Annotated in this window: 24 protein-coding genes and 1 pseudogene; 11 read left to right on the top strand and 14 right to left on the bottom strand. The window is 61.3% G+C overall.

Features of this window, described 5'->3' with window-relative positions; genetic code table 11:
• Nucleotides 1-10: 10 nt before the first annotated feature.
• Together EB235_RS18975 and EB235_RS18980 are read left to right on the top strand one after the other, a co-directional pair.
• Entirely contained in the window at nt 11-784 is a 774-nt protein-coding gene (locus EB235_RS18975) for an ABC transporter permease (protein ID WP_027029486.1), read from the top strand.
• A complete protein-coding gene (locus tag EB235_RS18980) occupies nt 781-1,578 on the top strand; it encodes an ABC transporter ATP-binding protein (protein ID WP_027029485.1) in 798 nt (265 codons plus the stop codon). The genes EB235_RS18975 and EB235_RS18980 overlap by 4 nt, the downstream gene beginning before the upstream one ends.
• Nucleotides 1,579-1,586: 8 nt before the next feature.
• Here the strand turns inward: EB235_RS18980 and EB235_RS18985 are convergent, their stop codons facing one another.
• The 3 genes from EB235_RS18985 to EB235_RS18990 form a co-directional block, all read right to left on the bottom strand.
• Complete coding sequence (locus EB235_RS18985; protein ID WP_348626915.1) at nt 1,587-2,525, bottom strand: GlxA family transcriptional regulator; 939 nt, start codon at nt 2,523-2,525, stop codon at nt 1,587-1,589.
• A gap of 344 nt (nt 2,526-2,869) precedes the next feature.
• Entirely contained in the window at nt 2,870-3,004 is a 135-nt protein-coding gene (locus EB235_RS35115; protein WP_013894968.1) for a hypothetical protein, read from the bottom strand.
• A 364-nt stretch (nt 3,005-3,368) separates the two neighbouring features.
• On the bottom strand, nt 3,369-3,554 hold the full coding sequence (locus EB235_RS18990) for a hypothetical protein (RefSeq protein ID WP_027029483.1): 186 nt from the start codon (nt 3,552-3,554) through the stop codon (nt 3,369-3,371).
• A gap of 222 nt (nt 3,555-3,776) precedes the next feature.
• On the opposite strand from EB235_RS18990, the gene EB235_RS18995 reads away from it, so the two are divergent.
• Nucleotides 3,777-4,676 (top strand): LysR substrate-binding domain-containing protein, encoded by a 900-nt coding sequence (locus EB235_RS18995; protein WP_027029482.1) that lies wholly within the window; start codon nt 3,777-3,779, stop codon nt 4,674-4,676.
• A gap of 24 nt (nt 4,677-4,700) precedes the next feature.
• On the opposite strand, the gene EB235_RS19000 is transcribed toward EB235_RS18995, so the two are convergent.
• From EB235_RS19000 to EB235_RS19010, 3 genes are all read right to left on the bottom strand, one after another.
• Nucleotides 4,701-5,654 carry an alpha/beta hydrolase gene (locus EB235_RS19000; protein WP_027029481.1) on the bottom strand — a complete coding sequence of 318 codons (954 nt, stop codon included), beginning with the start codon at nt 5,652-5,654 and terminating at the stop codon, nt 4,701-4,703.
• Between the two features lie 234 nt (nt 5,655-5,888).
• A complete protein-coding gene (locus EB235_RS19005; RefSeq protein WP_027029480.1) occupies nt 5,889-6,074 on the bottom strand; it encodes a hypothetical protein in 186 nt (61 codons plus the stop codon).
• Nucleotides 6,075-6,255: 181 nt separating this feature from the next.
• Nucleotides 6,256-8,346: an ASKHA domain-containing protein gene (locus EB235_RS19010; RefSeq protein WP_027029479.1), complete on the bottom strand. Its 2,091-nt coding sequence runs from the start codon at nt 8,344-8,346 to the stop codon at nt 6,256-6,258.
• A gap of 89 nt (nt 8,347-8,435) precedes the next feature.
• Here EB235_RS19010 and EB235_RS19015 point away from each other — a divergent pair, with 89 nt between their 5' ends.
• Nucleotides 8,436-8,678: a hypothetical protein gene (locus tag EB235_RS19015; RefSeq protein WP_245268766.1), complete on the top strand. Its 243-nt coding sequence runs from the start codon at nt 8,436-8,438 to the stop codon at nt 8,676-8,678.
• Between the two features lie 79 nt (nt 8,679-8,757).
• Here EB235_RS19015 and EB235_RS19020 read toward each other — a convergent pair whose 3' ends face one another.
• The 6 genes from EB235_RS19020 to EB235_RS19045 all read right to left on the bottom strand — a co-directional run bounded on the left by EB235_RS19020 (nt 8,758) and on the right by EB235_RS19045 (nt 13,436).
• A complete protein-coding gene (locus EB235_RS19020; protein ID WP_027029477.1) occupies nt 8,758-9,729 on the bottom strand; it encodes a methyltetrahydrofolate cobalamin methyltransferase in 972 nt (323 codons plus the stop codon).
• Between the two features lie 79 nt (nt 9,730-9,808).
• Nucleotides 9,809-10,900 carry a methylenetetrahydrofolate reductase gene (locus tag EB235_RS19025; protein ID WP_027029476.1) on the bottom strand — a complete coding sequence of 364 codons (1,092 nt, stop codon included), beginning with the start codon at nt 10,898-10,900 and terminating at the stop codon, nt 9,809-9,811.
• Nucleotides 10,897-11,493: a methylenetetrahydrofolate reductase C-terminal domain-containing protein gene (locus EB235_RS19030; RefSeq protein WP_027029475.1), complete on the bottom strand. Its 597-nt coding sequence runs from the start codon at nt 11,491-11,493 to the stop codon at nt 10,897-10,899. Before EB235_RS19030 ends, EB235_RS19025 begins: the two co-directional genes overlap by 4 nt.
• Nucleotides 11,486-11,788 (bottom strand): virulence factor, encoded by a 303-nt coding sequence (locus EB235_RS19035; RefSeq protein WP_027029474.1) that lies wholly within the window; start codon nt 11,786-11,788, stop codon nt 11,486-11,488. The genes EB235_RS19030 and EB235_RS19035 overlap by 8 nt, the downstream gene beginning before the upstream one ends.
• Nucleotides 11,789-11,991: 203 nt before the next feature.
• On the bottom strand, nt 11,992-12,765 hold the full coding sequence (locus EB235_RS19040; protein ID WP_027029473.1) for a formyl transferase: 774 nt from the start codon (nt 12,763-12,765) through the stop codon (nt 11,992-11,994).
• Nucleotides 12,766-12,860: 95 nt separating this feature from the next.
• Complete coding sequence (locus tag EB235_RS19045) at nt 12,861-13,436, bottom strand: DUF4893 domain-containing protein (RefSeq protein ID WP_027029472.1); 576 nt, start codon at nt 13,434-13,436, stop codon at nt 12,861-12,863.
• Nucleotides 13,437-13,569: 133 nt separating this feature from the next.
• Here EB235_RS19045 and EB235_RS19050 point away from each other — a divergent pair.
• Nucleotides 13,570-14,489: pseudogene (locus EB235_RS19050) on the top strand (NAD-dependent epimerase/dehydratase family protein).
• Between the two features lie 10 nt (nt 14,490-14,499).
• Here the strand turns inward: EB235_RS19050 and EB235_RS19055 are convergent.
• Nucleotides 14,500-15,129 carry a DUF1638 domain-containing protein gene (locus EB235_RS19055; RefSeq protein WP_027029471.1) on the bottom strand — a complete coding sequence of 210 codons (630 nt, stop codon included), beginning with the start codon at nt 15,127-15,129 and terminating at the stop codon, nt 14,500-14,502.
• Nucleotides 15,130-15,558: 429 nt separating this feature from the next.
• Here EB235_RS19055 and EB235_RS19060 point away from each other — a divergent pair, with 429 nt between their 5' ends.
• Together EB235_RS19060 and EB235_RS19065 are read left to right on the top strand one after the other, a co-directional pair.
• Complete coding sequence (locus EB235_RS19060; RefSeq protein WP_027029470.1) at nt 15,559-16,602, top strand: GTPase domain-containing protein; 1,044 nt, start codon at nt 15,559-15,561, stop codon at nt 16,600-16,602.
• 9 nt (nt 16,603-16,611) lie between these two features.
• Entirely contained in the window at nt 16,612-16,995 is a 384-nt protein-coding gene (locus EB235_RS19065) for a hypothetical protein (RefSeq protein WP_155256290.1), read from the top strand.
• Nucleotides 16,996-17,064: 69 nt separating this feature from the next.
• Here EB235_RS19065 and EB235_RS19070 read toward each other — a convergent pair whose 3' ends face one another.
• A complete protein-coding gene (locus EB235_RS19070; protein ID WP_027029468.1) occupies nt 17,065-17,763 on the bottom strand; it encodes a corrinoid protein in 699 nt (232 codons plus the stop codon).
• Nucleotides 17,764-18,052: 289 nt separating this feature from the next.
• Here EB235_RS19070 and EB235_RS19075 point away from each other — a divergent pair, with 289 nt between their 5' ends.
• The 4 genes from EB235_RS19075 to EB235_RS19090 all read left to right on the top strand — a co-directional run bounded on the left by EB235_RS19075 (nt 18,053) and on the right by EB235_RS19090 (nt 22,490).
• Nucleotides 18,053-19,627, top strand: a complete 1,575-nt coding sequence (locus tag EB235_RS19075; RefSeq protein ID WP_027029467.1) for a trimethylamine methyltransferase family protein — start codon at nt 18,053-18,055, stop codon at nt 19,625-19,627.
• A gap of 107 nt (nt 19,628-19,734) precedes the next feature.
• Entirely contained in the window at nt 19,735-20,412 is a 678-nt protein-coding gene (locus EB235_RS19080; protein WP_432431135.1) for a hypothetical protein, read from the top strand.
• Between the two features lie 102 nt (nt 20,413-20,514).
• The gene (locus tag EB235_RS19085; RefSeq protein ID WP_027029465.1) at nt 20,515-21,192 is read left to right on the top strand and encodes a FadR/GntR family transcriptional regulator; all 678 of its coding nucleotides are present in this window, start codon (nt 20,515-20,517) and stop codon (nt 21,190-21,192) included.
• Nucleotides 21,189-22,490 (top strand): CynX/NimT family MFS transporter, encoded by a 1,302-nt coding sequence (locus EB235_RS19090; protein WP_027029464.1) that lies wholly within the window; start codon nt 21,189-21,191, stop codon nt 22,488-22,490. The genes EB235_RS19085 and EB235_RS19090 overlap by 4 nt, the downstream gene beginning before the upstream one ends.
• Nucleotides 22,491-22,543 lie beyond the last annotated feature (53 nt).

A 22,543-nucleotide genomic window follows, 5' to 3' on the forward strand; every position in this document is an offset into this window, starting at 1 on the left:
AAGGATAAAGATGCGCCCCTTGCATCCAGTCTCGCCGGGTCTGCGAACCGTGCTCGGCATTTCCTTCTTCGTGCTGTTCATCGCCTTTTGGGCGTGGATCACGCTTGGCGGCCACGTTAACCGCATCTTCCTCGCCGATCCGCTGTCGATGCTCAAGGACGGCTGGCGGCTGCTGGTCGAGGACCGTTTCTGGCTCGACATACTCATAACCATCTGGCGCGTCTTCGGCGGCTTTGTGCTGGCCTCCGTCGTCGCCGTGCCGATCGGCATCGCGATGGGCGCCTGGAAGCCGGTGGAGGCGTTCCTGGAGCCCTTCGTCTCCTTCGCCCGCTATCTGCCGGCCTCGGCCTTCATTCCGCTGCTTATCCTGTGGGCCGGCATCGGCGAGCTGGAAAAGCTGCTGGTCATCTTCGTCGGCTCGGTGTTCCAGATCATCCTGATCGTCGCCGTCAAGGTCGGCTCCACGCGACGCGATCTGGTCGAGGCGGCCTACACGCTGGGCTCCACCAACAATGGCATCGTTCGCCGGGTGATCATGCCGGCCAATGCGCCGGAGATCGCCGAGACGCTGCGCCTCGTGCTCGGCTGGGCCTGGACCTATGTCATCGTCGCCGAGCTGATCGGTTCGTCCTCGGGCATCGGCTACATGATCATCAACAGCCAGTCGCGGCTGGCGACCGGACAGATCATCTTCGGCATCATCGTCATCGGGCTGATCGGGCTGTTGTCCGATTTCGCCTTCAAGGCATTCAACCGCTGGCTCTTCCCGTGGAGCCTGGCATGAGCAAGCTTCTCATCGAAGGCGTGTCCCGTACCTTTGCCGGCGTGCGCGGCGGACAGCCGGTCAAGGCGCTGATGCCGGTCGACCTGGCGGTCGCCGCCAACGATTTCATCACCATCCTGGGGCCGTCAGGCTGCGGAAAGTCGACGCTGCTCAGGATCGTCGCCGGCCTCGAGGCGCCGAGCGAAGGCCGCGTGCTGCTCGACGGCAAGGCGGTGACGCGGCCGGGACCGGATCGCGGCATGGTCTTCCAGTCCTACACGCTGTTCCCGTGGCTGACGGTGGCCGAAAACATCGGGTTCGGCCTGCGCGAACGCGGCATGGCGCAGAAGGAGCGGGACGGAATCGTCGCCTCCTATGTCGATCTGGTCGGGCTGAAGGGGTTCGAGAACCATTGGCCAAAGCAGCTGTCCGGCGGAATGCAGCAGCGTACGGCAATTGCCCGCGCTCTCGCCAACGATCCCGAGATCCTGTTGCTGGACGAGCCGTTCGGCGCGCTCGACAACCAGACACGCGGGCTGATGCAGGAGCTGCTGCTCGGCATCTGGGAACGGCGCAAGAAGACGGTGCTGTTCGTTACCCACGACATCGAGGAGGCGATCTTCATGGCTTCGCGCGTCATCGTGATGACGGCGCGGCCGGGTCGCATCAAGTCGGATGTCGCCATCGACCTGCCGCATCCGCGCCACTACACGCTGAAGACCAGTCCGGAATTCTCCGCGCTGAAGGCGCGGCTGACCGAGGATATCCGCGTCGAGGCGATGCGCACGGCGCAGGCGCAGCCGGCAGAGGCTTGATCCAGGGATCAGGCCGCCAGCAGTTGCTTGCGGTCGACGCGCTCCTGCTGCGGCGAACGGGCATAGAGCTCGCGGTAGCATTTCGAGAAATGCGAGGCCGAAACGAAGCCGCAGGCGACCGCCACCTCGACCACCGGCATCGACGACTGGATCAGCAGGTGCCTGGCGCGATCGAGCCGGATTTCCAGATAGTAGCGGGCCGGTGAGCGGCCCATTTCGGTGCGGAACAGCCGCTCGATCTGGCGGCGCGACAGGTCGACATGGTCGGCGATCTCGATCAGCGACAGCGGCTCGGACAGATTGCCTTCCATCAGCTCGATGATGGTCAGCACTTTCGAGTTCTGGACGCCGAGGCGGGCCCGCAGCGGCAGGCGCTGGCGGTCGGTCGGGCTGCGCACGCGGTCGGTCAGTACTTGCTCGCAGACGCGGTTGACGAGGTTGTCGTCGAAATCGTCGCCGATCAGCTTCAGCATCATGTCGAGGGCGGCGGTGCCGCCGGCGCAGGTGTAGATGTTCTGGTCGATCTCGAAGAGATCGGCAAAGACATTGGCCTTCGGAAACGCCTCGGAAAAGCCGGGCAGGTTTTCCCAGTGGATGGCGCAGCGCTTGTTGGACAAGAGGCCGGCAGCGGCCAAGATATGCGCGCCGGTGCAGAGGCCACCGACGGCGACGCCGCGATTATACTCCTCCCGCAGCCAGGCAAAGGCCGACTTGTTCTGATAGCGTTCGACATTGATGCCGCTGCAGACGATGGCCATGTTGGGCCGATCGGGGCCTGCCATCTTCTTGCGTTCTTCTTCGAGCGACGTGTTGACCGCGCATTCGACACCATTGGAGGCGCGCACCGGCTTGCCGTCGATGCTGGCGAGACGCCACCGATAGGCCTCGTAACCGAGCATGCGGTTGGCGGAGCGCAGCGGGTCGAGCGCGGTCGCAAAAGCGATCATGGTGAAATCGGGAACAAGGAAGAACACAAACGACCGCTTGATCGGATGCTTGACGGCGTTCAAGGGAACCTCATCTGGCCATGACGCGAACAGGATGTCGCGAATAGCATAGCGACATCAGGAAAAACCTTGCCTGTCAATCGGCTACGCCGTCTGGACGAGATTAAATTTGCGACATGGGTCGCAAATGGGCAATAGGCGTGCAGCGATGCCGGGAAAGCGGCAGTAACTGTTCAAGGCGCGGGCAAAGTGCGCAAAACAAACAAAAACGCCGCTTGGCTGGAGCCAGGCGGCGGCGTTGCAGTTTTAAAGCAGCGGCAGGGAGGCGCTGCCTGGAAAAAAGCTCAGGCGACGAAGCCGAGGCGCGCCGCAGCCATGGCGCCGGTCTGGCCGGGCATGGTGTTGGCAAGGCGCTGACGCTCGAGAGCGGTGGTCAGGTTCATTTCGCGGCGGGCAAAGAGGCGGGCAAAAAGCTTCATCATCATCTCCTATCGGTTGCTCAGACGGGTCGCCTTCGCTTGATGGAGTGGGGCAGCTCGTTTGCTGGCGCTGATATAGGCTTGTGTAAGTGAAAACTAAATCGCAAAAGCGAAGCGCTTGATATGAAATGCGACACCGAATGCGACGGAGTTGGGCATCGCGCTTAAATTTTGTGATTATTTACAAGGCACTAATTCGAAGTCCGCGCCGCTATGCGGCTTGCTCATATGCGCCATGCGCCGGCGACATGGCTCTAAAACTCATTTGAATACAAATAAAATGGTGAAGGCCTGCGTGTTAAAATCGAGAAGGCCTGCCGGGCTGGGTCAGCGCGGCAGGCCTTCAGCATGTGCTACACACGGTTTACTTTGCTCCAGCCCAGGATCCGATGCCATTGCGCATGCCGGTCTTGGTGTCGGAAGCTTCAGGCCAGCCAATATCCTTCTGCAGTTCGATCGGCAGGGAGCGGATGGCGCGTTCGGTCTGGTAGCGGGCGCGTGCCGCGCTGAATTCAGTCGCGATGCGACCGAGGGACGACAGGATAGACATTTCATTTCTCCTAGTGCGCCGGGCAGGGATGCCGGGCAGCGGTTGGTTACGTCAGGTCTGTTTCAGCTTCATTTCATGTCGATTACAGGTCTGTGTCGTGTTGGTTTCGTGGCTGCATCTGGCAGCATCCTGTCTCGACAAGATTGACTATCCTCCCAAACTGATGTTCAATCAAACGAAATGGAATGATGTTTTGTATCAGAAAAATTGAAGGTCGATCCCATGAACGCCCCGCTCAATCATCCGCTGCCGCTGCTCGATCTCGACGTTTTGCGCACTTTCGTGGCGATTGCAGAGACCGGCAGCTTCACCACCGCCGCCAATGCGGTGTTCCGCACGCCCTCGGCTGTCTCCATGCAGATCAAGAAGCTGGAAGACATTCTTGGCCGCTCGGTGTTCGCGCGTGACGCGCGCTCGGTGTCGCTGACCACGGATGGGGAGGTGCTGCTTGGCTATGCACGCCGGCTGCTGTCGATCAACCGCGAGGTGGTGTCGAAGTTCATCATTCCCGACATTGTCGGTGTCGTTCGACTAGGCTCGCCGGATGATTATGGCGAGCGCGTGCTGCCGCATGTGCTGAAGCGCTTCGCGCAGTCGCACCCCTCGATTGCCGTCGACGTCACCATCGACCAGAGCAGCAATCTGCGCCGCCGCATGGACGACCGGGCGCTCGACATCACGCTTCTGACCAACTCCTACAAGACCAGCGCGCTCGGCGCCGAGGTGCTTTTGACCGAGCCCATCGTGTGGGCCGGCGCCAAGGGTGGATGCGCGCATCTGCGCGAACCGCTGCCGGTGTCATTGTGGGAAGAGGGGTGCGCCTGGCGGGCAGGGGCGCTTGACGCGCTTGGCCGCGAGGGCCGCAACTATCGCGTTGCTTACATGAGCGCGCATACAGCCGGCCAGCGCGCCGCGATCATGGCCGATCTTGCGGTCGCGCCGCTGCCGAGATCGTTCCTCGGCAATGACATGGTCGAGCTCTGCCCGAAGGACGGCATGCCCGATATCGGTACCTACAATCTGGCCATGGTGGTGGCGCCCGACGCCAGCGCGCCGGTTAAGGCTGTCGCCGACCACATCCGCGACACGTTCGAAGTGTTCCGGGAAACCGGCAAGTTCTGATCGTCAGATACTGGACCGGAAGCGCTACTCCGCAGCCTCCGCGGAGGGCGCCTCGTACCTTGTTCTCATGTTTTGCCCGATCGGCTCGCGGCTCTCGCTGAGGAACGCGACGATGTGCTGGCGGGCGCGGCGCGATTCCGGCATGTCGATCAGCGGCCAGACGTGGAACATGCCTTGCTCATAGATGACATCGATTTCGACGCCGGCGGCACGCGCCTTTTCGGCGAAGATCAGATTGTCAGGACTGAGCAAGTCGTGCGAGCCGGTCAGAAGCAGCGTTTTCGGCAAAACTGAAAGATCGCCATAGAGCGGGCTGATGTGCCAATCGCTGCGGTCGATGCCGGCGCTGTACATACGGATCGCTTCCAGGCCGCCGGGGATGCCCAGCCAGGGATCATTGCGCTCCGCCTCGAACAGCTTGGGGTTGGAGAGCGACATGTCGAGGCCGGGTGAAATCAGCACATGGCGCGACGGCAGCGGCAGGGCCTCTTCGGCGGCCATCATGGTCAGCACCACGGCCATGTTGCCGCCGGCGGAATCGCCCATGAAGATGATATCTTCCGCCTCTGTCTCCTCGAGCATTTCGCGATAGACATCGCCGACCATGCCGAACATGGCGTGGAAATCGTGTTCGGGGGCGATGGGATAGATCGGCACGGTAATGCCGTAGCCCAGCCGGTCGGCCATGTCGGCGATCAGGTGCCAGTGATAGGGCGTGATCTCAAAGACATAGGCGCCGCCGTGCAGGTAGAGAATCCGCTTGCGCTCGCCGGCTCGGGGGGCGATCTCGTAGACTGGAAAGCCGTCGACGGTGCGCGTCTCGATGTCGAAACGCTGGTGCAAAGAGGCCGGCGGGCGATGATCCTCGGTCTTGCGCGCGGCCGCGATCCAGCGCTGCAGGTTTTCCGGGCTGGAAAATGCTTGCTTGCGGCTGTGCCTGAGCACGAAGGACACGAAATGGCTTTTCAAACTTGGCATGCGGATACACGAACTTCGGCTGCAGCCGACTAAGAGAATTCCCCTCTCTTGCGAAGATCGTACCTTGGCCGAAAATGTCAAGATTTACGCAGTGTGCCACACGGCGGTGTGATCCGCGCTAGCGCGGTCAGCGGCGCGGCAAAAGTGCCGCGCGCAGCTGGTTGCTGGTTGCGGCCGGGGATGGGCGAGATCCCTGGCGGATGCCGAGCAATTTGCATTTGTCGGCGAAGGTCATCAGCGTGCCGCACTCCAGATGGCGTTGTGAAGCACGGCCTTCTTGCTGGATCGCGGCGACACCGGCCAGCCAATATCCTTCTGGATCTCGGGCGGCAGGCTGTTCAGCAGGCGCAGCGCCTTGCTGCGGTCATGGGCATTCTTGATGGCCGCGCCGTAGCGGCCCAGGCTTTCGAGCATCGACATCGTTGTCTCCCTTGGAGCGTTGTGGCGGCCAATTTCTGACCGCCATTCGATGCCGGTTAAATGCTCCCGTGATGTATCTGATGGATTTCGCGAAAACAGCGTTTCGGTTTCCGGATCGAGCGATCCGGAAACATTTGCATGCAAATGAGTTTGATGTGTCGGCCGCCCTTGAAGGCCGCTTTTACTCGCGGCTGCGCCTTGCTGCGTGGCCTTCGCGAGAGCGTCGACGTGGGGCGGCGTCGCCGGCGATGCCGTCTTCGCTGACCGTCTTGCGCGGCGGCAGTTTCACCGCCGCCGACAGTTTCGGGAACGGATCGACCTTGTTGGGCAGCGCCATGGCGTAGACGAAGTGTTCCTGGAATTTTGGCTCGAGCGCGGTCTCGATCTTTTCGATCTGGCTGACGGTCTCCTCGATTTCGCGGCGATAGCCGCGGTTCAAGAGCGCCATGCGCGCACCCGCACCCGCGGCGTTGCCGACGGCCGAGACCTTGTCGAGGTCGCAATCGGGGATCAGGCCCAGCACCATGGCGTATTTCGGATCGATGAAAGAGCCGAAGGCGCCGGCGAAATGGATGCGGTCGACATGCTCGGTGTTCTGCTTTTCCATCAACAGCTTGGTGCCGGCATAGAGCGCTGCCTTGGCGAGCTGGATGGCGCGCACGTCGGTCTGGGTGATGGTGATCTTCGGCCCATCTTCCTTCGAGGCGTCGGAGCCTTCCTTCAGCACGTAGGAGAAGGTGCGGCCGTTGGCGATAACCCGTGGCGATCGCATGCTGAGTGATCCGTCGACGACGCCATCCTCCGAGATGATGCCGGCGAGATACATCTCGGCCACGATTTCGATGATGCCGGAGCCGCAAATACCGGTGACGCCGGTCGCCTGCACGCTGTCCAGGAAACCCGGTTCGTCGGACCACAGCTCCGAGCCGATGACACGGTACTTTGGCTCCAGCGTCTCGGGATCGATGCGCACGCGCTCGATGGCGCCGGGCGCCGCCCTCTGGCCGCCGGAGATTTCGGCGCCCTCGAAGGCCGGGCCGGTGGGCGAGGAGGCCGCCACCACCCGCGCACGATTGCCGAGCACGATCTCGGCATTGGTGCCGACGTCGACGATCAGCATCATCTCGTCCTGGCGATGCGGCCCTTCCGACAGTGTGACAGCCGCTGCGTCGGCGCCGACATGGCCAGCGATGCAAGGCAGCATATAGAGGCGCGCGCCCTGGTTGAGCTTGAGGCCGATGTCGGAGGCCTTGATGCGCACGGCACCCGAGACCGCTAGCGCGAAGGGGGCACCGCCAAGCTCTGTAGGATCGATGCCGAGGAAGAGATGGTGCATGATCGGATTGCCGACGAAGACGCTGTCCAGGATGTCGTTGCGCTGGACATTGCCTTCCGCGCAGACCTTGTCGACAAGGCTGGAGATCGCCTCGCGCACGGCGACCGTCATGCCTTCGCGGCCGTCCGGGTTCATCATCACATAGGAGACGCGGCTCATCAGATCCTCGCCAAAGCGGATCTGCGGGTTCGATGTGCCGGAGGACGCAGCGACGCGGCCCGACAGCAGCGACACCAGATGCATGGCAATGGTGGTCGAGCCGATATCGCAGGCCAGACCATAGGCCTCGTTCTTGAGGCCCGGCCACAAAGCGATGACCCGCGCTATGTCGCTGTCGGCATCCTTGTGGATGGCGGCGGTGGCGGTCCAGTTGCCCTTGCGCAGGATGCCTTGCACCTGCGGCAGCAAGTAGAAATCGAATTCGAGGTTCTTGAAGCCCCAGTCCTTCATCAGCGCGATCTTGAGCCGGTCGAGATCGCCGAGCGGCTTGTGCATGTCGGGTTCTTCGATCTCGACATAGCACATGCGGATCGCCGTATCGCGGGCGATGACCCTGGTGTCGGCATCCTTACGGATGGTCTGCGCATTGATGACCGTGTCCTGCGGCACGTCGATGACGAGGTCGCCGAGGATCTGCGCCGAGCAGGACAGGCGGCGCCGTTCGGGCAAGCCGCGCACGCGTTCGTAGCGCTCTTCCTTCGGGCCCTTGGGCGAAATGTGGTCGTTGGAAGAGACGATCTTGTGCTTGGCGAAATTGCCTTCCTGCACCTCGATCTGGCAGCGCCCGCACGTGGCGCGGCCGCCGCACACGCTTTCGACATAGACGCCGAGCTGCCGCGCGGCATCGAGCACCGGCGTGCCGACAGGAAACCGCCCGCGCTTGCCCGACGGCATGAACAGCACGAGTGGATCGGTGATGTTGGCAGGCGAGTTCATGCTTACACGTGTCTCGGTAGGGATTGTCGATACCGTTTAACGGATCGTTTCAGTATTGGGCGGAGTGTCTGATGGTCCAGAGGCCAATCATGTCCGAGCTCCTGCTGTCCAGCATATTCACTGCTTTTACCATGGTGCGCCTGCTGAGGGGCCCATGGCTGCGCAATCCGCAATATCTGGCCACCGGAATTCTCGGCGCGATCGTCGCGGTGCTGGTGCTGCACGGAGTCTGGCCCGCCTATGACGATGATTTCATCATAGGCGGCGTGACCGGTATATTCGGATCGTGGGCGGGAATGGCAGTGTTCGACGCCATATTGGGCATGGCCTGAGCGCAAAGCAGACGCGTCCGACCGCATCAACGATGCGATCGGTCCAACGTGGTTTGCAGCTCGGCTCACGATTGCGCGCTTATCCCCGACCCATCCGGGCTTCGCGACCGCCGCGACGGCGACCGCCGGCAGCGCCATCGCCCGGTGCATTGACCTGCGTCGGCGCCGCCACTGCCTGGCCACCTTCTGCCGGCTTGTAGTCCTTGTAGGTGCGGATCCAGTTGGTGCAGTTCTCATCGGTGCCGTTGAGCACATTGGCGCCGCGCACGGCTTCCATTTCCTGCGGTCGCACCGGGTTCATGATCGCCGACGTCATGCCGGCGCCGATCACCATCGGGATGAAGGCGGCGTTGATGCCGTGACGGTGCGGCAGGCCAAACGAGATGTTGGAGAGGCCGCAAGTGGTGTTGACCTTGAGCTCTTCGCGCAGCCGACGCAGCAGCGCGAACACCTGGCGGCCGGCGTCACCCAGCGCGCCGATCGGCATGACCAGCGGGTCGACGACGACGTCATGTGCGGGAATGCCGAAATCGGCGCAGCGCTGCACGATCTTCTTGGCGACGGCGAAGCGCACGTCCGGATCCATCGAAATGCCGGTCTCGTCATTGGAGATGGCGACGACCGGGACGTTGTATTTCTTGACCAGCGGCAGGATGGCTTCGAGCTTTTCTTCCTCGCCGGTGACCGAATTGACCAGCGGGCGGCCCTTGGCGACCTTCAGAGCGGCCTCGATCGCGGCAGTGACCGACGAGTCGATCGACAGCGGCAAATCGACCAGGCCCTGCACGATCTCCAGCGTCTGAACGAGCAGGCCAGGTTCGGTCTCGTTCGGATTGACGGAGGTGACGCCGGCGTTGACGTCGAGCATGGTGGCGCCACAGGCGGCCTGTTCCAGCGCGTCCCTGATCACGGTTTCGAAATTGCCGGCGATCATCTCGGCGGCGAGCTTCTTACGGCCGGTCGGGTTGATGCGCTCGCCAATGACGCAGAAGGGCTGGTCGAAGCCGATGATGATCTCGCGTGTCGCCGAGGCGACGATGGTCCGGGTCATGAAGTCTCTCCGCCTTGATATAAAGTGCTCTTTATATCGTCTCTGGTTTCGTTCCAGGGTCAGGTGATTGGCCGCGTTTTCAGTGCGCGGTCTTTACCATGTCCACCTGCGTTTCGGTAATGTCGTCATGCAATATGTGGTCGAGCCGGTCGGCGACCATCTGGTCGTCGCGACGGATCTCGCGTTTCCACGGCTGGCGGCCCTTCAGCACGCCCGATTCATCGACAATCTCGGCGACATATTCCTCCTGGCGGTAGGCCATCACATGGATGCCGGCAACGCCCGGGATTTCCTTGACCTCGTTGATGATGTCGGTGCAGAGCTGCTTGCCTTCCTTCTTCTGGTCCTGGGCGCCCTCCAGCCGTTTGATGATGGCGTCCGGGATGTGAATGCCAGGCACGTTGGAGCGGATCCATTTGGCTGTTTTGGCCGAGGCGAGCGGGCCAACGCCGCACAGCACGAACACCTTCTCGGTGTGGCCGAGATCGCGCGCCTTCTGCATGAAGGTCCTGAACATCGGCACGTCGAAGCAATACTGCGTCTGCACGAACTGCGCGCCGGCGGCGATCTTCTTGCCGAGATGGATCGGGCGAAAGTCGAAGGGCGGCGCGAACGGATTGACGGCCGCGCCCAGGAACAGCTGCGGCGGCGTGGTGAGCTTGCGGCCGGACAGGAACTTGCCGTTGTCACGCATGATGCGGCAGGTCTCGAGCAGCGACATGGAATCGAGGTCGAACACCGGCTTGGCGCCGGGCTGATCGCCCGCCTGTACGCCGTCGCCGGTCAGGCACAGCATGTTGGCGACGCCCATTGCCGCGCCGCCCAGCACGTCGCCCTGGATGGCGATGCGGTTCTTGTCGCGGCAGGCGATCTGCATTATCGGGGCATAGCCCATGCGGGTCAAAAGCGCGCAGATGCCGACCGAGGACATGTGGCAGTTGGCGCCGGAGGCATCGACCGCGTTGATGGCGTCGACCCAGCCATCGAAGATCTTCGCCCTGTTGTAGACGTCTTCGGGATCCGCGCTGTCGGGCGGGTTGAGCTCGGTGGTGACAGCGAACTCGCCGCGCCGCAGCACGCGCTCCAGCCGGCCGCGCGAGGTGTGGCCGGGCAGGGGGTCGAGCGGCAGGTGGATGCCGGCCGGGTTCTCGTCGCGCTGGTGGCCGATCATGCCGCGGCTCCGGTCTTGGGGGCGGCCGCGGCTTCGCGGGCTGCCGCCGCCTGCGCGGTGACACGCAGCCAGGCGGAGGTTTCGCGCAACGATTGGTCCACCGGCTTCTGCACGGTCAGGATCTTGTCTGAGTTGACCATGTTCTTGGAGCCTTCCCAGGCCTTGACCCAGACGCAAGGCATATCGGGCTCGACCTCGCAATTGCCGTTGGCGCGCACGCCGCCGCACGGACCGTTGCGCAGCTGCTTGGGGCAGTTCATCGGGCACGACATGCCGGTCGAGGACAGGATGCACTGGCCGCACATGCGGCAGTCGAACATGAAGCCCTTGACGCGTTTTTCGACGAACTTGATCGGCGCTTCGACGCGCCCGTAGCCAAGGCCTTTCCACAAGGGATGGAGCAGCAGGAAGGTGTCGGCAAACCGCGCATAGAACCATTCGAGCAATCGCGAATGGCGGATCGACCACAGCCTGATCGCAAAAGAGCGCTGTACGCGCCGCTGCGGCGACACATCGGCCGGCTTGTAGTCGGATTTCGGCGCTGCCTTCTTGACCTGAGTGGCCTGGGTAACCGCCGGATTCGTGTCAGACATTTTCTTTGCCGCCCGCCTTGACCAGAGCGACCAGCCGCTCGCGATCATATTTCGTGTCGAGGTCTTGAAAAGCCTTTTCGACTTCGGCTTCGAGATCGTCGCCGACAGGGATAGGATCAGCCTTGCGCCATTCGGCCAGATAGTCGTCGGTGCCGCCGGCGCCGGTGCGCATGGCGCACATGTCGATGGCCTCGGTGAAGCGCAGAGGCAGTTCGCGCTTGGCGTTCTGCCGGCCCTTCTTGACGATGATTTGGGCAGGGATGTCGCGCCAGTAGACGACGATAAGATCGGCCATGAATTCTCGCTCCTCGATCTGCGAGCATTGCCGCATGCGCAATGGGGCCGCTTGTTATGGGACGACGCGCGCGCATTCAAAAGCGACGCATTTCAATGTCGTAAAATGAAAGGTGTGTTTATTCGTTTGCGACGTGCGCCGGCGACGGGTCCGGCGCGCCGAAAAAGCCGTCGCGCCTTGCCCTGTTCCGGGCCGACAAGACGCTACCAGATGCCGGTTCGGAGACCCGTCCAGAGGTAGAACCAGATCGTCGGGTGATACCATTGCCGTGACGGCAGGCCGGGATCGATGGTGGCGACTTTTCCAGCCAGCACGTCGCGCACCGCCTCCACGCAGATGTCGCGCGAGAACGAAGCCTGCCGCAGCGCATAGCTTGAAATGCTATCTCCGCGTCCGGGTTTGCCGCGCGCTTGCTTGAGCGCACCGCCGGTGTCGACGCCGGCATCGACCAACAGCACGGTGGTGCCGAAATTTTGCGTATCGCCTGATACCAGCGCCCAGTAGCCGCCGTTCATGCCCCGGTATTTGGGCGTGATGCCAGCATGGTAATTGACGACGGGACAGGCGATTTTCGACAGCGTGTCGCGGCTCAGCATGCGGCAGCCGGCAAGAAACACAACGCCAGGCTGGAGCCTTGCTATGGCGTCCAGGCATTCCGGCGCGTTGGCGGAGGGGACGTGGATGATCGACTGCCCGGGTTTCGGTTCGGTCTGCATTTTCTGCTCAGCGATCATCTCATCGGCATGACCGGCGAAGAAGCGCTTTCCCAGGCGCGTCAGCACCATCGTGCCCAACTGGCCGATGACCGAGACCCAACCCTGGCGCCGGGCACGCCTGACCAGCAATTGCTTTTTTGATTCAGGCGTTTCGAGGATGACGTTGACGGGACCCAGACTGTCGACGATGGCGTTGATGACCGCCCAGATGTGCGGGCCACCTTCGGTGACGACGACAATGTTCGACTTCTGGGGTTCCATGGTGCGCGCCGGAAAGATGCAGCCGATGCCGGATCCCGGCGCCCGCTATGCTAGAGCGTCCGGGTTAATCCTTGGTGATCGGCAGCCGGTACGGCTCAGCGTTTGAATTCGATGATGTCGAGCTTCGATTCATAGTAGGGCGCGGGAAATTCGATGCGCCATTCATTGGGGCCGGTGCGGAAGGCATAGCCAACCTGGTCGGTCTGCGGGCCGCTGCCATAGGGTTTTGCGGGATCGCTGTTGACGTAGCCCACGCCAAGATAGATCGCGCGTTTGTCGCCATCGTCGAAGAAGCGGCCCTTGGTGCGCTGCGAGCCGCTGATCTTTTCCAGCCGCCAGCCCGAGCCATCGTCGGTCACCTTGCACTTGAACCAGCCATAGATGACGAGCGGGCTGGTCTCGCCGGCCTTGATGGTGCGGCATTGCCAGTTACCGGTCAAATCCTTGTCGGAGAACGCCACCAGCGGCTTGGCCAGCAAGGCATCGAGCTGCTGGACATCGGCGGGGTCGCCTGCTTTCGCTTCGGCCAACGCCCCTTTGCGCGTTTCATCATATTTGTCGAGCCGCGCCTTGTCGGCGGGGGTGATGATTTTCTGCGCCTGGCCGTCGGCCAGGGCGGGCAGGGCGCAGCAGAACAGGCCGATGGCGGCAACCAGTGGGCGAAGGATCATCCGGGACTCCCGAGGCTAATGGCAGTTGATGTCTGGAGCGGCGCTCCTGCCGGCCGCTGCCTGACTTAATCGGGTCGATCACGCCTGTCATCCATGCTTAACAGCGTGACCGTCAAAAATCATGGTGTGGCACATGCGAATCTTGCTCACGGGGTCGTCGGGTTGGCTGGGCAGCGCACTGGCGCCGCGCCTGCGCGGTCTTGGCCATGAAGTGATCGGTCTGACCCTGTTCCATCCGTAGAAACACAGATGATCGGCTCGATCGCCGATCGTGACCTGGTCATGCGGGCGGTCAGGGACAATCGAATCGAGGCCATCATTCACAGCGGCGCTCTGCACAAACCCAATATAGAGAACCGCACCAACAGCGATTTCGTCGCCACCAATGTGCAGGGCACGCTCAACCTGCTCGACGCGGCGGTGGCGAACGGCGTGCAGCGCTTCGTCTTCACCTCGACGACCTCGCTGATGATCTCGCAAGCGATACGCGACGGGTTCAGTGGCGGTGCGCGCAAGGCGGCCTGGCTGACGGAAGAGATGACGCCCGAGCCGCGCAACATCTATGGCGTCACCAAGCTTTCAGCCGAACATCTTTGCCGTCTCTATCATCTTCAGCACGGCCTGCCGGTGGTCGTGCTACGCACGGCCCGCTTCTTCCCCGAAGCCGACGACATGGCGCATGCGATCGAGCAGTCGGATGCCAATACCAAGGCCAATGAGGTCTTGTTTCGCCGGCTGACAGTGGAGGATGCGGCGCATGCTCATGTCGCTGCATTGGAGAAAGCGCCGCAGCTCGGCTTCGATACTTTTATCATTTGTGCGCCGACGCCGTTTCGGCCTGATGACTGCGCTGCGCTGATCGCCGATGCGCCGTCGGTCGTGGCGCGCTATTTTCCGGACTTTCCGGCGCTTTACGCGCGAAAGGGCTGGACGATGTTTTCCTCCATCGACCGGGTCTATGACGCGTCGCGAGCGAGAGACCGGCTGGGCTTTGTCTGCAGGACGAGCTTTGCTGATGTGCTGGTGGCGTTGCGGGCGGAGGAGAGGGCCTAGCGCACTTGGGCTAGGCGACCTTCGCGGCGTGCGCCATTCCGGTCGTCAGGTCGCCATAGCCGGTCGGGCGCCGCTCATAGGCGAGGCCGAGCAAGACCGCTGCCTTTTCCGCGACCTTGTCGAGTTCGGGATCGTTGGTCTGGGCGAGATAGATCAGCTTCTCGTAATTGCCGAAATAGTCCTTGATCAGCTCCGGATGCTTGTCGAGACCGAGCGGTTTCATGAAGAAGGCATCGAACTGACGGCACAGGAAATCGGTCATGTAGAAGGACATCATGTCGTCGTCGGCGATTTTCGCATAGGCTTCCATGCCTTGATAGAAGGCGAAGCAATGCGGGCCGGCCATGCGCTCGACGTGATGCTTCTCCAGGACGCGGTCAAGCAGGCCACCGGTGCCGCAATCGGCATAGCCGACGAAGATGTGCTCGTAACCCTCGGCCCTGGCCTTCTCGATCGCCTTGTCCATGGCGGGCGCGATGCGGTCGGGATAGAAATGGAATTCCGCGGGAAGACAGGTCAGTTCCAGATGGTCGAGCTTGAGCTGCTCCTTCACGGCCAGAACTTCGCGCGCGAGCATGCCGCAGGCAATGACCAGAACCCTGCCTGCTTGATTCTGCTTGGATCTGGGCATCTTGACCATGGGACTAGCCGAGCCGGCCTTCGTAACTATCGGGCGAATTTATCGGGAGAGGGATAATCCGTCCACGAAAACATTTAGATATGCAGTCCTAGTGCTGATCGATAGTGCTGATGGTCTCGGCGCGCACCAATACGGCGCTACCAAGAGCGCCGGCAAGAAAAGTCGCCAACGCGACGCAGTGACGCGATCATTTCCGCAAGCAGGCCTATTCATGGTGCTCGCCGCTAAAGGCCGCCGGAGAGCGGCCGCTTTTGACCGTCTCGACCGTTGTCGACGGATAGGCGCGCTACTTTCTCAATTAGATTGTAATTGTCATGCGGAAAAGTCGCTCTCCCTTGGCAATAGCAGCGAGGACGAATCATAGATCACCAATATAAGTGAAAACGTTGACACAAATAGATAAATGCGTATGCTTGGTGAGGGGGTACAATGAAACGACAGCGGGTCGCCTCGACGGCTATTTTTCTTTGCTTGATGACAAGCCTTGGCTTTGCGAAGGATTTTGTTCCATCAATATCGTATTGTGAGGCGAAATCTTTCGCCGATCAATGTGAGGGTTTGGTGCCGGATTCCGCTGAGTGTAAGACAAAAATTGAAATTGCCACAAAGGGGTGCGACGAATATCTCGGTAGCACAACTATTATTGTCTGGAAAAAATTCAACGAGAATATAGCCGAAATTGTCGCTACCTTGTTCCTGGCATTGTCATTGCTTTTGGCTTCTCTGAATCAATTCATGCGCAACCAAATAGCGAGATTTAAGGCTCGGTTAGCCGATCCATATATTCAACGCGCACCAAAGTATGAAACCTTCGGTCTTAGCGCTATGGTGGTTGGAATTGGTGGCTGTGGCAAAACGTCCATTGTGAAGGCGCTCTCTGCTTCAGAGCACGCGGATCCTGATGTCGCTACTGCGGAGGCTCTAACTTATTCACTTGTTAACGAGGTAACTGTCAGGAAGCAAAATCAGACCTTCCGAAGGCTCGTGCGGATGTACATCAGCGACCACGTCGGCCAGAATTTCCGATCAATATTTTCAACCGACTTCTTCAAGGATTCAGAAATTGCGCTTTTAAAAAAATGCGTCATTGTCGTTGTTGATCTGTTTCCGCCAGTTGGCCACCTCGACGGCGTTCCGCGGCGAAAAGAATTTAATCTTGAAAGAATAGCGGAGAATCTGGAAATATATAGCGACGAAATGGTGCAATTGATCACGCAGAACACAAAGTCTGGAGATTCGGTCGTCTTGTTTATTAATAAAATAGATCAGTTGCAGGAAATCGACGACACGGCGATAAAGCGAGCAAAGGGACACTATCGCCCCCTCGTAAACAGGCTTGCAGGAATCAAAGGGCTGAAACTAAGTGTCTTGGTAGGTTCGGCCGGGACTGGGATGGGTATTTGCGGGACGGAGGCTGGGGGGAGCGAGGGCGGATTGCTGGGAATCTTGGTCGAGGCGTCTGGACCGATATGAGATAACCAAATGGTAAATTGGCGAGATAAGAGGCCGGAAGATTTTTCCGTTGAACATCAGGGCTTGCGCGACAGCGCATCCGAATTCAGGAAAGCCGAATCCAGACCACCGGTTTCTTACCGTCTTTTAATTGTGGCTACGCCGATTTTTCTCATGTACTCGCTTTTAGTCTCCTATCTTTACTATCGAGATGTTGTTCTTGACGTTAAGCCAGGGAATGATCGGTTGCTGGCTCTGTCCAAGCAGATCGATGGCTTGAATAGTAGAATTGCACCTCTTCAGCAGCTTTCGGACTTCGTAAAAAAGGAATGCGCCAACGTCGACGCAGTTAAAGTATCAAAAGTCAATTTTTGTAAGGATCTAACGGACAACTATCTGAAGAACATCAATTAGACATCGCAAAAACTACTCTAATCCTAAGCCTCAGATCTCTCTCCAGCCGCCTTGCAAAGGTGCTCTTGTTTAGGCCGAAGCGCGCACGTTGTGCTTACGCTTCATGAAGTCCTTGGCGGTCTCGACAGCCACCGCGGCATCGCGGCAATAGGCGTCGGCGCCGACGGCCTTGCCGAATTCCTCGTTCAGCGGCGCGCCGCCCACCAGCACGACATAGTCGTCTCGGATGCCCTTTTCCTTCATCGTGTCGATGACGACCTTCATGTAGGGCATGGTGGTGGTCAGCAGTGCCGACATGCCGATGATGTCGGGCTGGTGCTGTTCGATCGCATCGAGATATTTCTCGACCGCGTTGTTGATGCCAAGATCGATGACGTCGAAGCCGGCGCCTTCCATCATCATGCCGACGAGGTTCTTGCCGATGTCGTGGATGTCGCCCTTGACGGTGCCGATCACCATCTTGCCCTGCTTGGGCGCGCCGGTGGCGGCGAGCAGCGGACGCAGGATGAACATGCCGGCCTTCATGGCGTTGGCCGACAACAGCACTTCGGGAACAAACAGGATGCCGTCCCGGAAATCCTCGCCGACGATGCGCATGCCTTCGACCAGCGCTTCGGTCAGCACCTTGTAGGGCACCCAGCCGCGTTCCAGCAGGATGTTGGTGCCTTCCTCGATCTCTTCCTTCAGCCCGTCATAGAGGTCGTCGTGCATCTGCTGCACCAACTCATCGTCGGAAAGTTCGGAAAGGATGATCTCGTCGTCGGACATATGTATCGAGCTCCTGCCGGCATCGCGACTGCGTCGCAAGGCACAAAATATTCGCGTTCATACCTAACCCGCTGGGGGCGTGTATCCATAGCTGATTTGCGACTTCCCGCAAAAGGAAAGCGACTGGAAAATCTATTGGTTTTCTTGTCGATTTTGCGACAGGCGTTGGCGCGGACGGGCCGTTTCGAATAGGGTGCATGGCTACGATCCGGGCAAAGCCGCGCCATGCGGCTACAACGGTTACGGACCAGCCATCGTCAGGCCAGGCCATATTTAGGGAAGAGCGATCATGAGCGAACACGCGGCAGTCGACCAGGAAGCGTCAAACGCGCGGCGTGGACGCGCTGCCAGCGGCGGCGCGGCGGCAAGACGCGCGGCACGCTCGGGCGGTGGCCCAGGCACGCAGCTCACCTATATCAAGCGCAAGATCAACGTTTATGAGGTGCTGAACGAGGAAGGACTGGCGCTGATCGAGAAGAACACCGACACGGTGCTCGAAGAGATCGGCATCATCTTCCGTGACGATGCCGAAGCGCTGCAGCTTTGGAAAGAGGCCGGCGCCGACGTCAAGGGCGAGCGCGTGCACTTCCCGAAGGGACTGTGCCGCTCGCTGCTCAAGACCGCTCCGTCCATCTACACCCAGCATGCCCGCAATTCCGAGCGCTCGGTACAGATCGGCGGCAACGCCACCGTCTTCGCGCCGGTCTATGGCCCGCCCTTCGTGCGCGACCTCGACGGTGTCAGGCGCTACGCGACGATCGAGGATTTCCAGAATTTCGTGAAGCTCGCCTATATGGCGCCGTCGATCCACCATTCGGGTGGCACGGTGTGCGAGCCGGTCGACGTGCCGGTCAACAAGCGCCATCTCGATATGATCTATTCGCACATAAAGTATTCGGACAAGCCGTTCATGGGCTCGGTGACCGCGCCGGAACGCGCCGAGGACACGGTGGCCATGGCCAAGATCGTGTTCGGTGACGACTTCGTCGAGAACAACACGGTGTTGACCAGCCTGATCAACGCCAACTCGCCGATGGTGTTCGACGAGACAATGCTCGGCGCGCTGAAGGTTTATTCGCGTCACAACCAGGCCTGCATCGTCACGCCGTTCATCCTCGCCGGCGCGATGAGCCCGGTGACGGTCGCCGGCACGCTGACGCAGGTCCTGGCCGAAGTGCTGGCCGGCGCGTCGTTCACGCAGCTGATCCGGCCGGGCGCGCCAGTGCTGTTCGGCACCTTTGCCTCGTCGATCTCGATGCAGTCGGGCGCGCCAACCTTCGGCACGCCGGAGCCGTCGCTGGTATCCTATGGCGCCGCACAGCTCGCACGCCGCCTCGGCCTGCCGTTCCGTACCGGCGGTTCGCTCTGCGCATCAAAGGTTCCGGACGCTCAGGCCGCCTACGAAAGCGCCAACACGCTGAACTCGACCATTTTGGCAGGCACCAACTTTGTCCTCCACTCGGCCGGCTGGCTCGAGGGTGGGCTGGCGTCCTGCTACGAAAAATTCATGATGGACATCGACCAGCTCGGCATGACGCAGAAATTCTCCGAAGGCGTCGACCTGTCGGAGAACGGCCAGGCGATGGACGCCATCCGCCAGGTCGGACCGGGCAGCCACTATCTCGGCTGCGACCACACACAAGCGAATTTCCAGACCGCCTTCTACCGCTCCAACATCGCCGACAACAATTCCTACGAGCAATGGCTGGCCGAAGGCGAGAAGACCGCGCCGCAACGTGCCAACGATCTCGCCCGCCGCTGGCTGGAAAGCTATGAGGCGCCTTATCTCGATCCGAGCATCGACGAGGCGCTGAAGGACTTCATCGCCAAGAAGAAGGGGTCGATGCCCGACGCCTTCACTTGAAAGGAGCCCGAATCAGGCGGGGCTAAAGTCGCCAACATCATCCACAAGGAAGTCTGGCGGAGCGCCTTCTCCGATCCGGACAAGAAGGGATGACTGCGCGCGGAGGCATGGCTGATGAGATAGCCGCCGCGCTTTCCGCCAATGGCCTCGTTCTGCGTGGTGGGGTGGCGTTCGCCGGAGGTGAGGAAGCACCCTCCGGTTTGTCTGGTGCTTCAGCCAAATCCGCGCTTTTGATCGGGCAGGCGGGGGCGGAACCCTGGCCGCATTTTCTGCGCTGGCGCGAAGGGCAGCCACAGACAATCGCCAATCCGCTCGACAGCTGGTCACGGCAGGTGATTGGCGCTGTAGCGGAGGCATTCGGCGCACGCGCCGTTTCGCCCTCGGACAAGCCTTACCTGCCGTTCCAGCAATGGGCGATGCGGGCCGAAGGGCTGAAACCATCGCCGCTCGGCATCCTCATGCATCCGCAATACGGGCTTTGGCATGCCTATCGCGGCGCGCTGCTGTTCGAGGAGGAAATCGCGCTTCCGGAGCAGGGCGAGGCAACCCACCTTTGCAACGCCTGTGTCGACAAACCCTGCCTGAAATCCTGTCCGGTCGATGCCTATTCCAGGGAAGGCTTTGCCTACCAGGCCTGCCTGGCACATGTGCGGGGAGCAAATGGCGAGCCGTGCCGCAGCGGCGGCTGCCTTGACCGCAATGCGTGCCCCTATGGCACGTCTTATCGGTATCCACCTGAGGTCCAGGCGTTTCACATGGTGAGTTTTTCACGGGTCGCCAGCTAATCGACGCCACCGCTTGGTGAGCTTCTGTCTCGATCAGTAGCTTGACGGTTCCCGGAAGGTGGCCTATTCATCAAGTCATCCGATGACTTGATGAATAGGCCGATGCAACCTGCCATCCGAACCAATCTCACCGACAGCGCGACCGGGAGCTTGCGCGCTGAAATCGTCGGCGGCCGCTGGGGCGTCGGCGAGCGTATTCCCAATGAGGCGGCTCTCAGCGACCTTCTGTCGGTCAGCCGAGGCACCGTGCGCGAGGCGGTGAGGGTGCTGGTCTCACAAGGATTGCTGGATACGCGCCAGGGTTCGGGCACCTATGTGCGTTCGACTGTCGATTCGTCAGCGGCGCTCGACCGCGTCAAGCGGACTGGTTTGCGCGACCAATGGGAGGCGCGGGCCGCACTCGACCTGGAGGCCGCACGGCTTGCCGCCTTGCGTCACACACCTGTCGATCTTGAGAGGATGCGCCGGCTGCTTGCCGAACGCGGCACTGTCGCCGACGGTGGCAGCGAAGCCTTCATCCGGCGCGACCTCGCTTTCCACAAATCGGTCGTCGCGGCGTCCGGCAACAGAGCGATGATGGAGCTTTACGACTTCTTCACCGCCGCCATCACCGAAACCATCCACGCCACCATCGGCGGCGAGCTGCCCGAGCCTGATCAGCAGGCCCACGCGGCAATTGTCGACGCCATCGCCGCGAACGATCCGGACCGTGCGGTTGCCGCCGTCCGCGCTTTCATGGCGCCGGTGCTTGCCCAGCTTGAAAGACTGCTTTCCCAATGAACCAGATTTTTCACCAGTCCGCCCCGAAGGCTAATGCGGTCGAGGGGCTGGACCTCATCGATGCCGAAGCCGACAGCCTGCCGCAGCCGCAGCCGCCGGAACTGCGCAACCGTGCCGGGCGCATCGTGCTTGGCGCGAGCCTCGTGCTGATCGCCTTCAATTTGCGGCCGCTGTTTTCCAGCCTGTCGGTGCTGTTGCCCGAAGTGATGCAGGCGACCGGTCTTTCGACGACCGGCGCCAGTCTGCTGACGACGCTGCCCGTGCTGTGCCTCGGCCTGTTCGCGCCCTTTGCGCCCAGACTTGCCCAGCGCTACGGGGCGGAGCGCACCTTGCTCGGCGCGCTGGTGCTGTTGGCGCTGGGAACCGGGCTACGCTGGTTCGGCTCGGTGCCGCTGCTGTTTGTCGCCACCTTCCTTGCCGGCGGCGCCATTGCCATCGGCAACGTGCTGCTGCCGGGTCTGGTCAAGCGCGATTTTGCCGACAAGGCCGCCGTCATGACCGGACTTTACACCATGGCGCTGTGCGCCGGTTCGGCCGCTGCCGCCGGCCTCACCCTGCCGATCGAGCATTTTGTCACAGGTTCGTGGTCCGGCGCGCTCGGTGCGTGGGCGCTGCCGACATTGCTTATGCTGTTGATCTGGATTCCGCAGGCGCTGGGCAGCCGGCGTCAAGTCAGCCATCGCGGCTTTCGCGTCGTCGGCCTGTGGCGCGACCGCCTGGCCTGGCAGGTGACTTTGTTCATGGGCCTGCAGTCAGCGCTTGCCTATTGCATCTTCGGCTGGCTGGCGCCGATCCTGCGCGAACGCGGCTTCGACGGACCAACCGCCGGCGCCATCGCTTCGGTGTCTGTGATGGCGCAGGTCATCACTTGCCTTGCCGTGCCATCCATTGCCGTGCGGCTCAAGGACCAGCGCGGCATCAACGTGGCGCTGGTCGGCATCGCCGTGGTTGCGCTGCTCGGCATTCTGTTTGCGCCGACCTCGACCGTGCTGTTCTGGGCGATCCTGCAAGGCATCGGGCAGGGTGGCCTGATCGCCGCCGCCATGACCCTGATTGTACTGCGTTCGCCGGACTCGCATGTCGCGGCGCATCTTTCGGGCATGGCGCAAGGCGTGGGCTATGTGCTTGCGGCGTTCGGTCCGCTGCTGGTGGGTCTGATCCGCGGCTGGACCGGCAGTTTTTCGGAATCGGCTTTCCTGTTCGTGCTGCTCGGACTAGGTGCTGCCATCATGGGGTTCGGCGCCGGACGTGCGTTGCATGTCGGCGCCAGGACCATGTCCGTCGAGGATCAGGGCTGACCCGAACAAGTCTGCCCGGGCCACAAACGCGTCACGTGATCCTGCACGAAATG

The sequence above is a fragment of the Mesorhizobium loti R88b genome (genome assembly GCF_013170845.1).
GTDB lineage: Bacteria > Pseudomonadota > Alphaproteobacteria > Rhizobiales > Rhizobiaceae > Mesorhizobium > Mesorhizobium loti_B.

Excerpts from the sequence above, each read along its gene's own strand:
- EB235_RS19030 (WP_027029475.1), bottom strand. The coding sequence starts at position 11,493 with ATGTCTGACACGAATCCGGCGGTTACCCAGGCCACTCAGGTCAAGAAG.
- EB235_RS18985 (WP_348626915.1), bottom strand. The coding sequence starts at position 2,525 with ATGATCGCTTTTGCGACCGCGCTCGACCCGCTGCGCTCCGCCAACCGC.
- EB235_RS18980 (WP_027029485.1), top strand. The coding sequence starts at position 781 with ATGAGCAAGCTTCTCATCGAAGGCGTGTCCCGTACCTTTGCCGGCGTG.
- EB235_RS19065 (WP_155256290.1), top strand. The coding sequence starts at position 16,612 with ATGGTAAATTGGCGAGATAAGAGGCCGGAAGATTTTTCCGTTGAACAT.
- EB235_RS19005 (WP_027029480.1), bottom strand. The coding sequence starts at position 6,074 with ATGTCGATGCTCGAAAGCCTGGGCCGCTACGGCGCGGCCATCAAGAAT.
- EB235_RS19000 (WP_027029481.1), bottom strand. The coding sequence starts at position 5,654 with ATGCCAAGTTTGAAAAGCCATTTCGTGTCCTTCGTGCTCAGGCACAGC.
- EB235_RS18990 (WP_027029483.1), bottom strand. The coding sequence starts at position 3,554 with ATGTCTATCCTGTCGTCCCTCGGTCGCATCGCGACTGAATTCAGCGCG.
- EB235_RS19070 (WP_027029468.1), bottom strand. The coding sequence starts at position 17,763 with ATGTCCGACGACGAGATCATCCTTTCCGAACTTTCCGACGATGAGTTG.
- EB235_RS18995 (WP_027029482.1), top strand. The coding sequence starts at position 3,777 with ATGAACGCCCCGCTCAATCATCCGCTGCCGCTGCTCGATCTCGACGTT.
- EB235_RS19090 (WP_027029464.1), top strand. The coding sequence starts at position 21,189 with ATGAACCAGATTTTTCACCAGTCCGCCCCGAAGGCTAATGCGGTCGAG.
- EB235_RS19020 (WP_027029477.1), bottom strand. The coding sequence starts at position 9,729 with ATGACCCGGACCATCGTCGCCTCGGCGACACGCGAGATCATCATCGGC.
- EB235_RS35115 (WP_013894968.1), bottom strand. The coding sequence starts at position 3,004 with ATGAAGCTTTTTGCCCGCCTCTTTGCCCGCCGCGAAATGAACCTGACC.
- EB235_RS19010 (WP_027029479.1), bottom strand. The coding sequence starts at position 8,346 with ATGAACTCGCCTGCCAACATCACCGATCCACTCGTGCTGTTCATGCCG.
- EB235_RS19055 (WP_027029471.1), bottom strand. The coding sequence starts at position 15,129 with ATGGTCAAGATGCCCAGATCCAAGCAGAATCAAGCAGGCAGGGTTCTG.
- EB235_RS19025 (WP_027029476.1), bottom strand. The coding sequence starts at position 10,900 with ATGATCGGCCACCAGCGCGACGAGAACCCGGCCGGCATCCACCTGCCG.
- EB235_RS19040 (WP_027029473.1), bottom strand. The coding sequence starts at position 12,765 with ATGGAACCCCAGAAGTCGAACATTGTCGTCGTCACCGAAGGTGGCCCG.
- EB235_RS19035 (WP_027029474.1), bottom strand. The coding sequence starts at position 11,788 with ATGGCCGATCTTATCGTCGTCTACTGGCGCGACATCCCTGCCCAAATC.
- EB235_RS19015 (WP_245268766.1), top strand. The coding sequence starts at position 8,436 with ATGTCCGAGCTCCTGCTGTCCAGCATATTCACTGCTTTTACCATGGTG.
- EB235_RS19045 (WP_027029472.1), bottom strand. The coding sequence starts at position 13,436 with ATGATCCTTCGCCCACTGGTTGCCGCCATCGGCCTGTTCTGCTGCGCC.
- EB235_RS19060 (WP_027029470.1), top strand. The coding sequence starts at position 15,559 with ATGAAACGACAGCGGGTCGCCTCGACGGCTATTTTTCTTTGCTTGATG.
- EB235_RS19075 (WP_027029467.1), top strand. The coding sequence starts at position 18,053 with ATGAGCGAACACGCGGCAGTCGACCAGGAAGCGTCAAACGCGCGGCGT.
- EB235_RS19080 (WP_432431135.1), top strand. The coding sequence starts at position 19,735 with ATGGCTGATGAGATAGCCGCCGCGCTTTCCGCCAATGGCCTCGTTCTG.
- EB235_RS19085 (WP_027029465.1), top strand. The coding sequence starts at position 20,515 with ATGCAACCTGCCATCCGAACCAATCTCACCGACAGCGCGACCGGGAGC.
- EB235_RS18975 (WP_027029486.1), top strand. The coding sequence starts at position 11 with ATGCGCCCCTTGCATCCAGTCTCGCCGGGTCTGCGAACCGTGCTCGGC.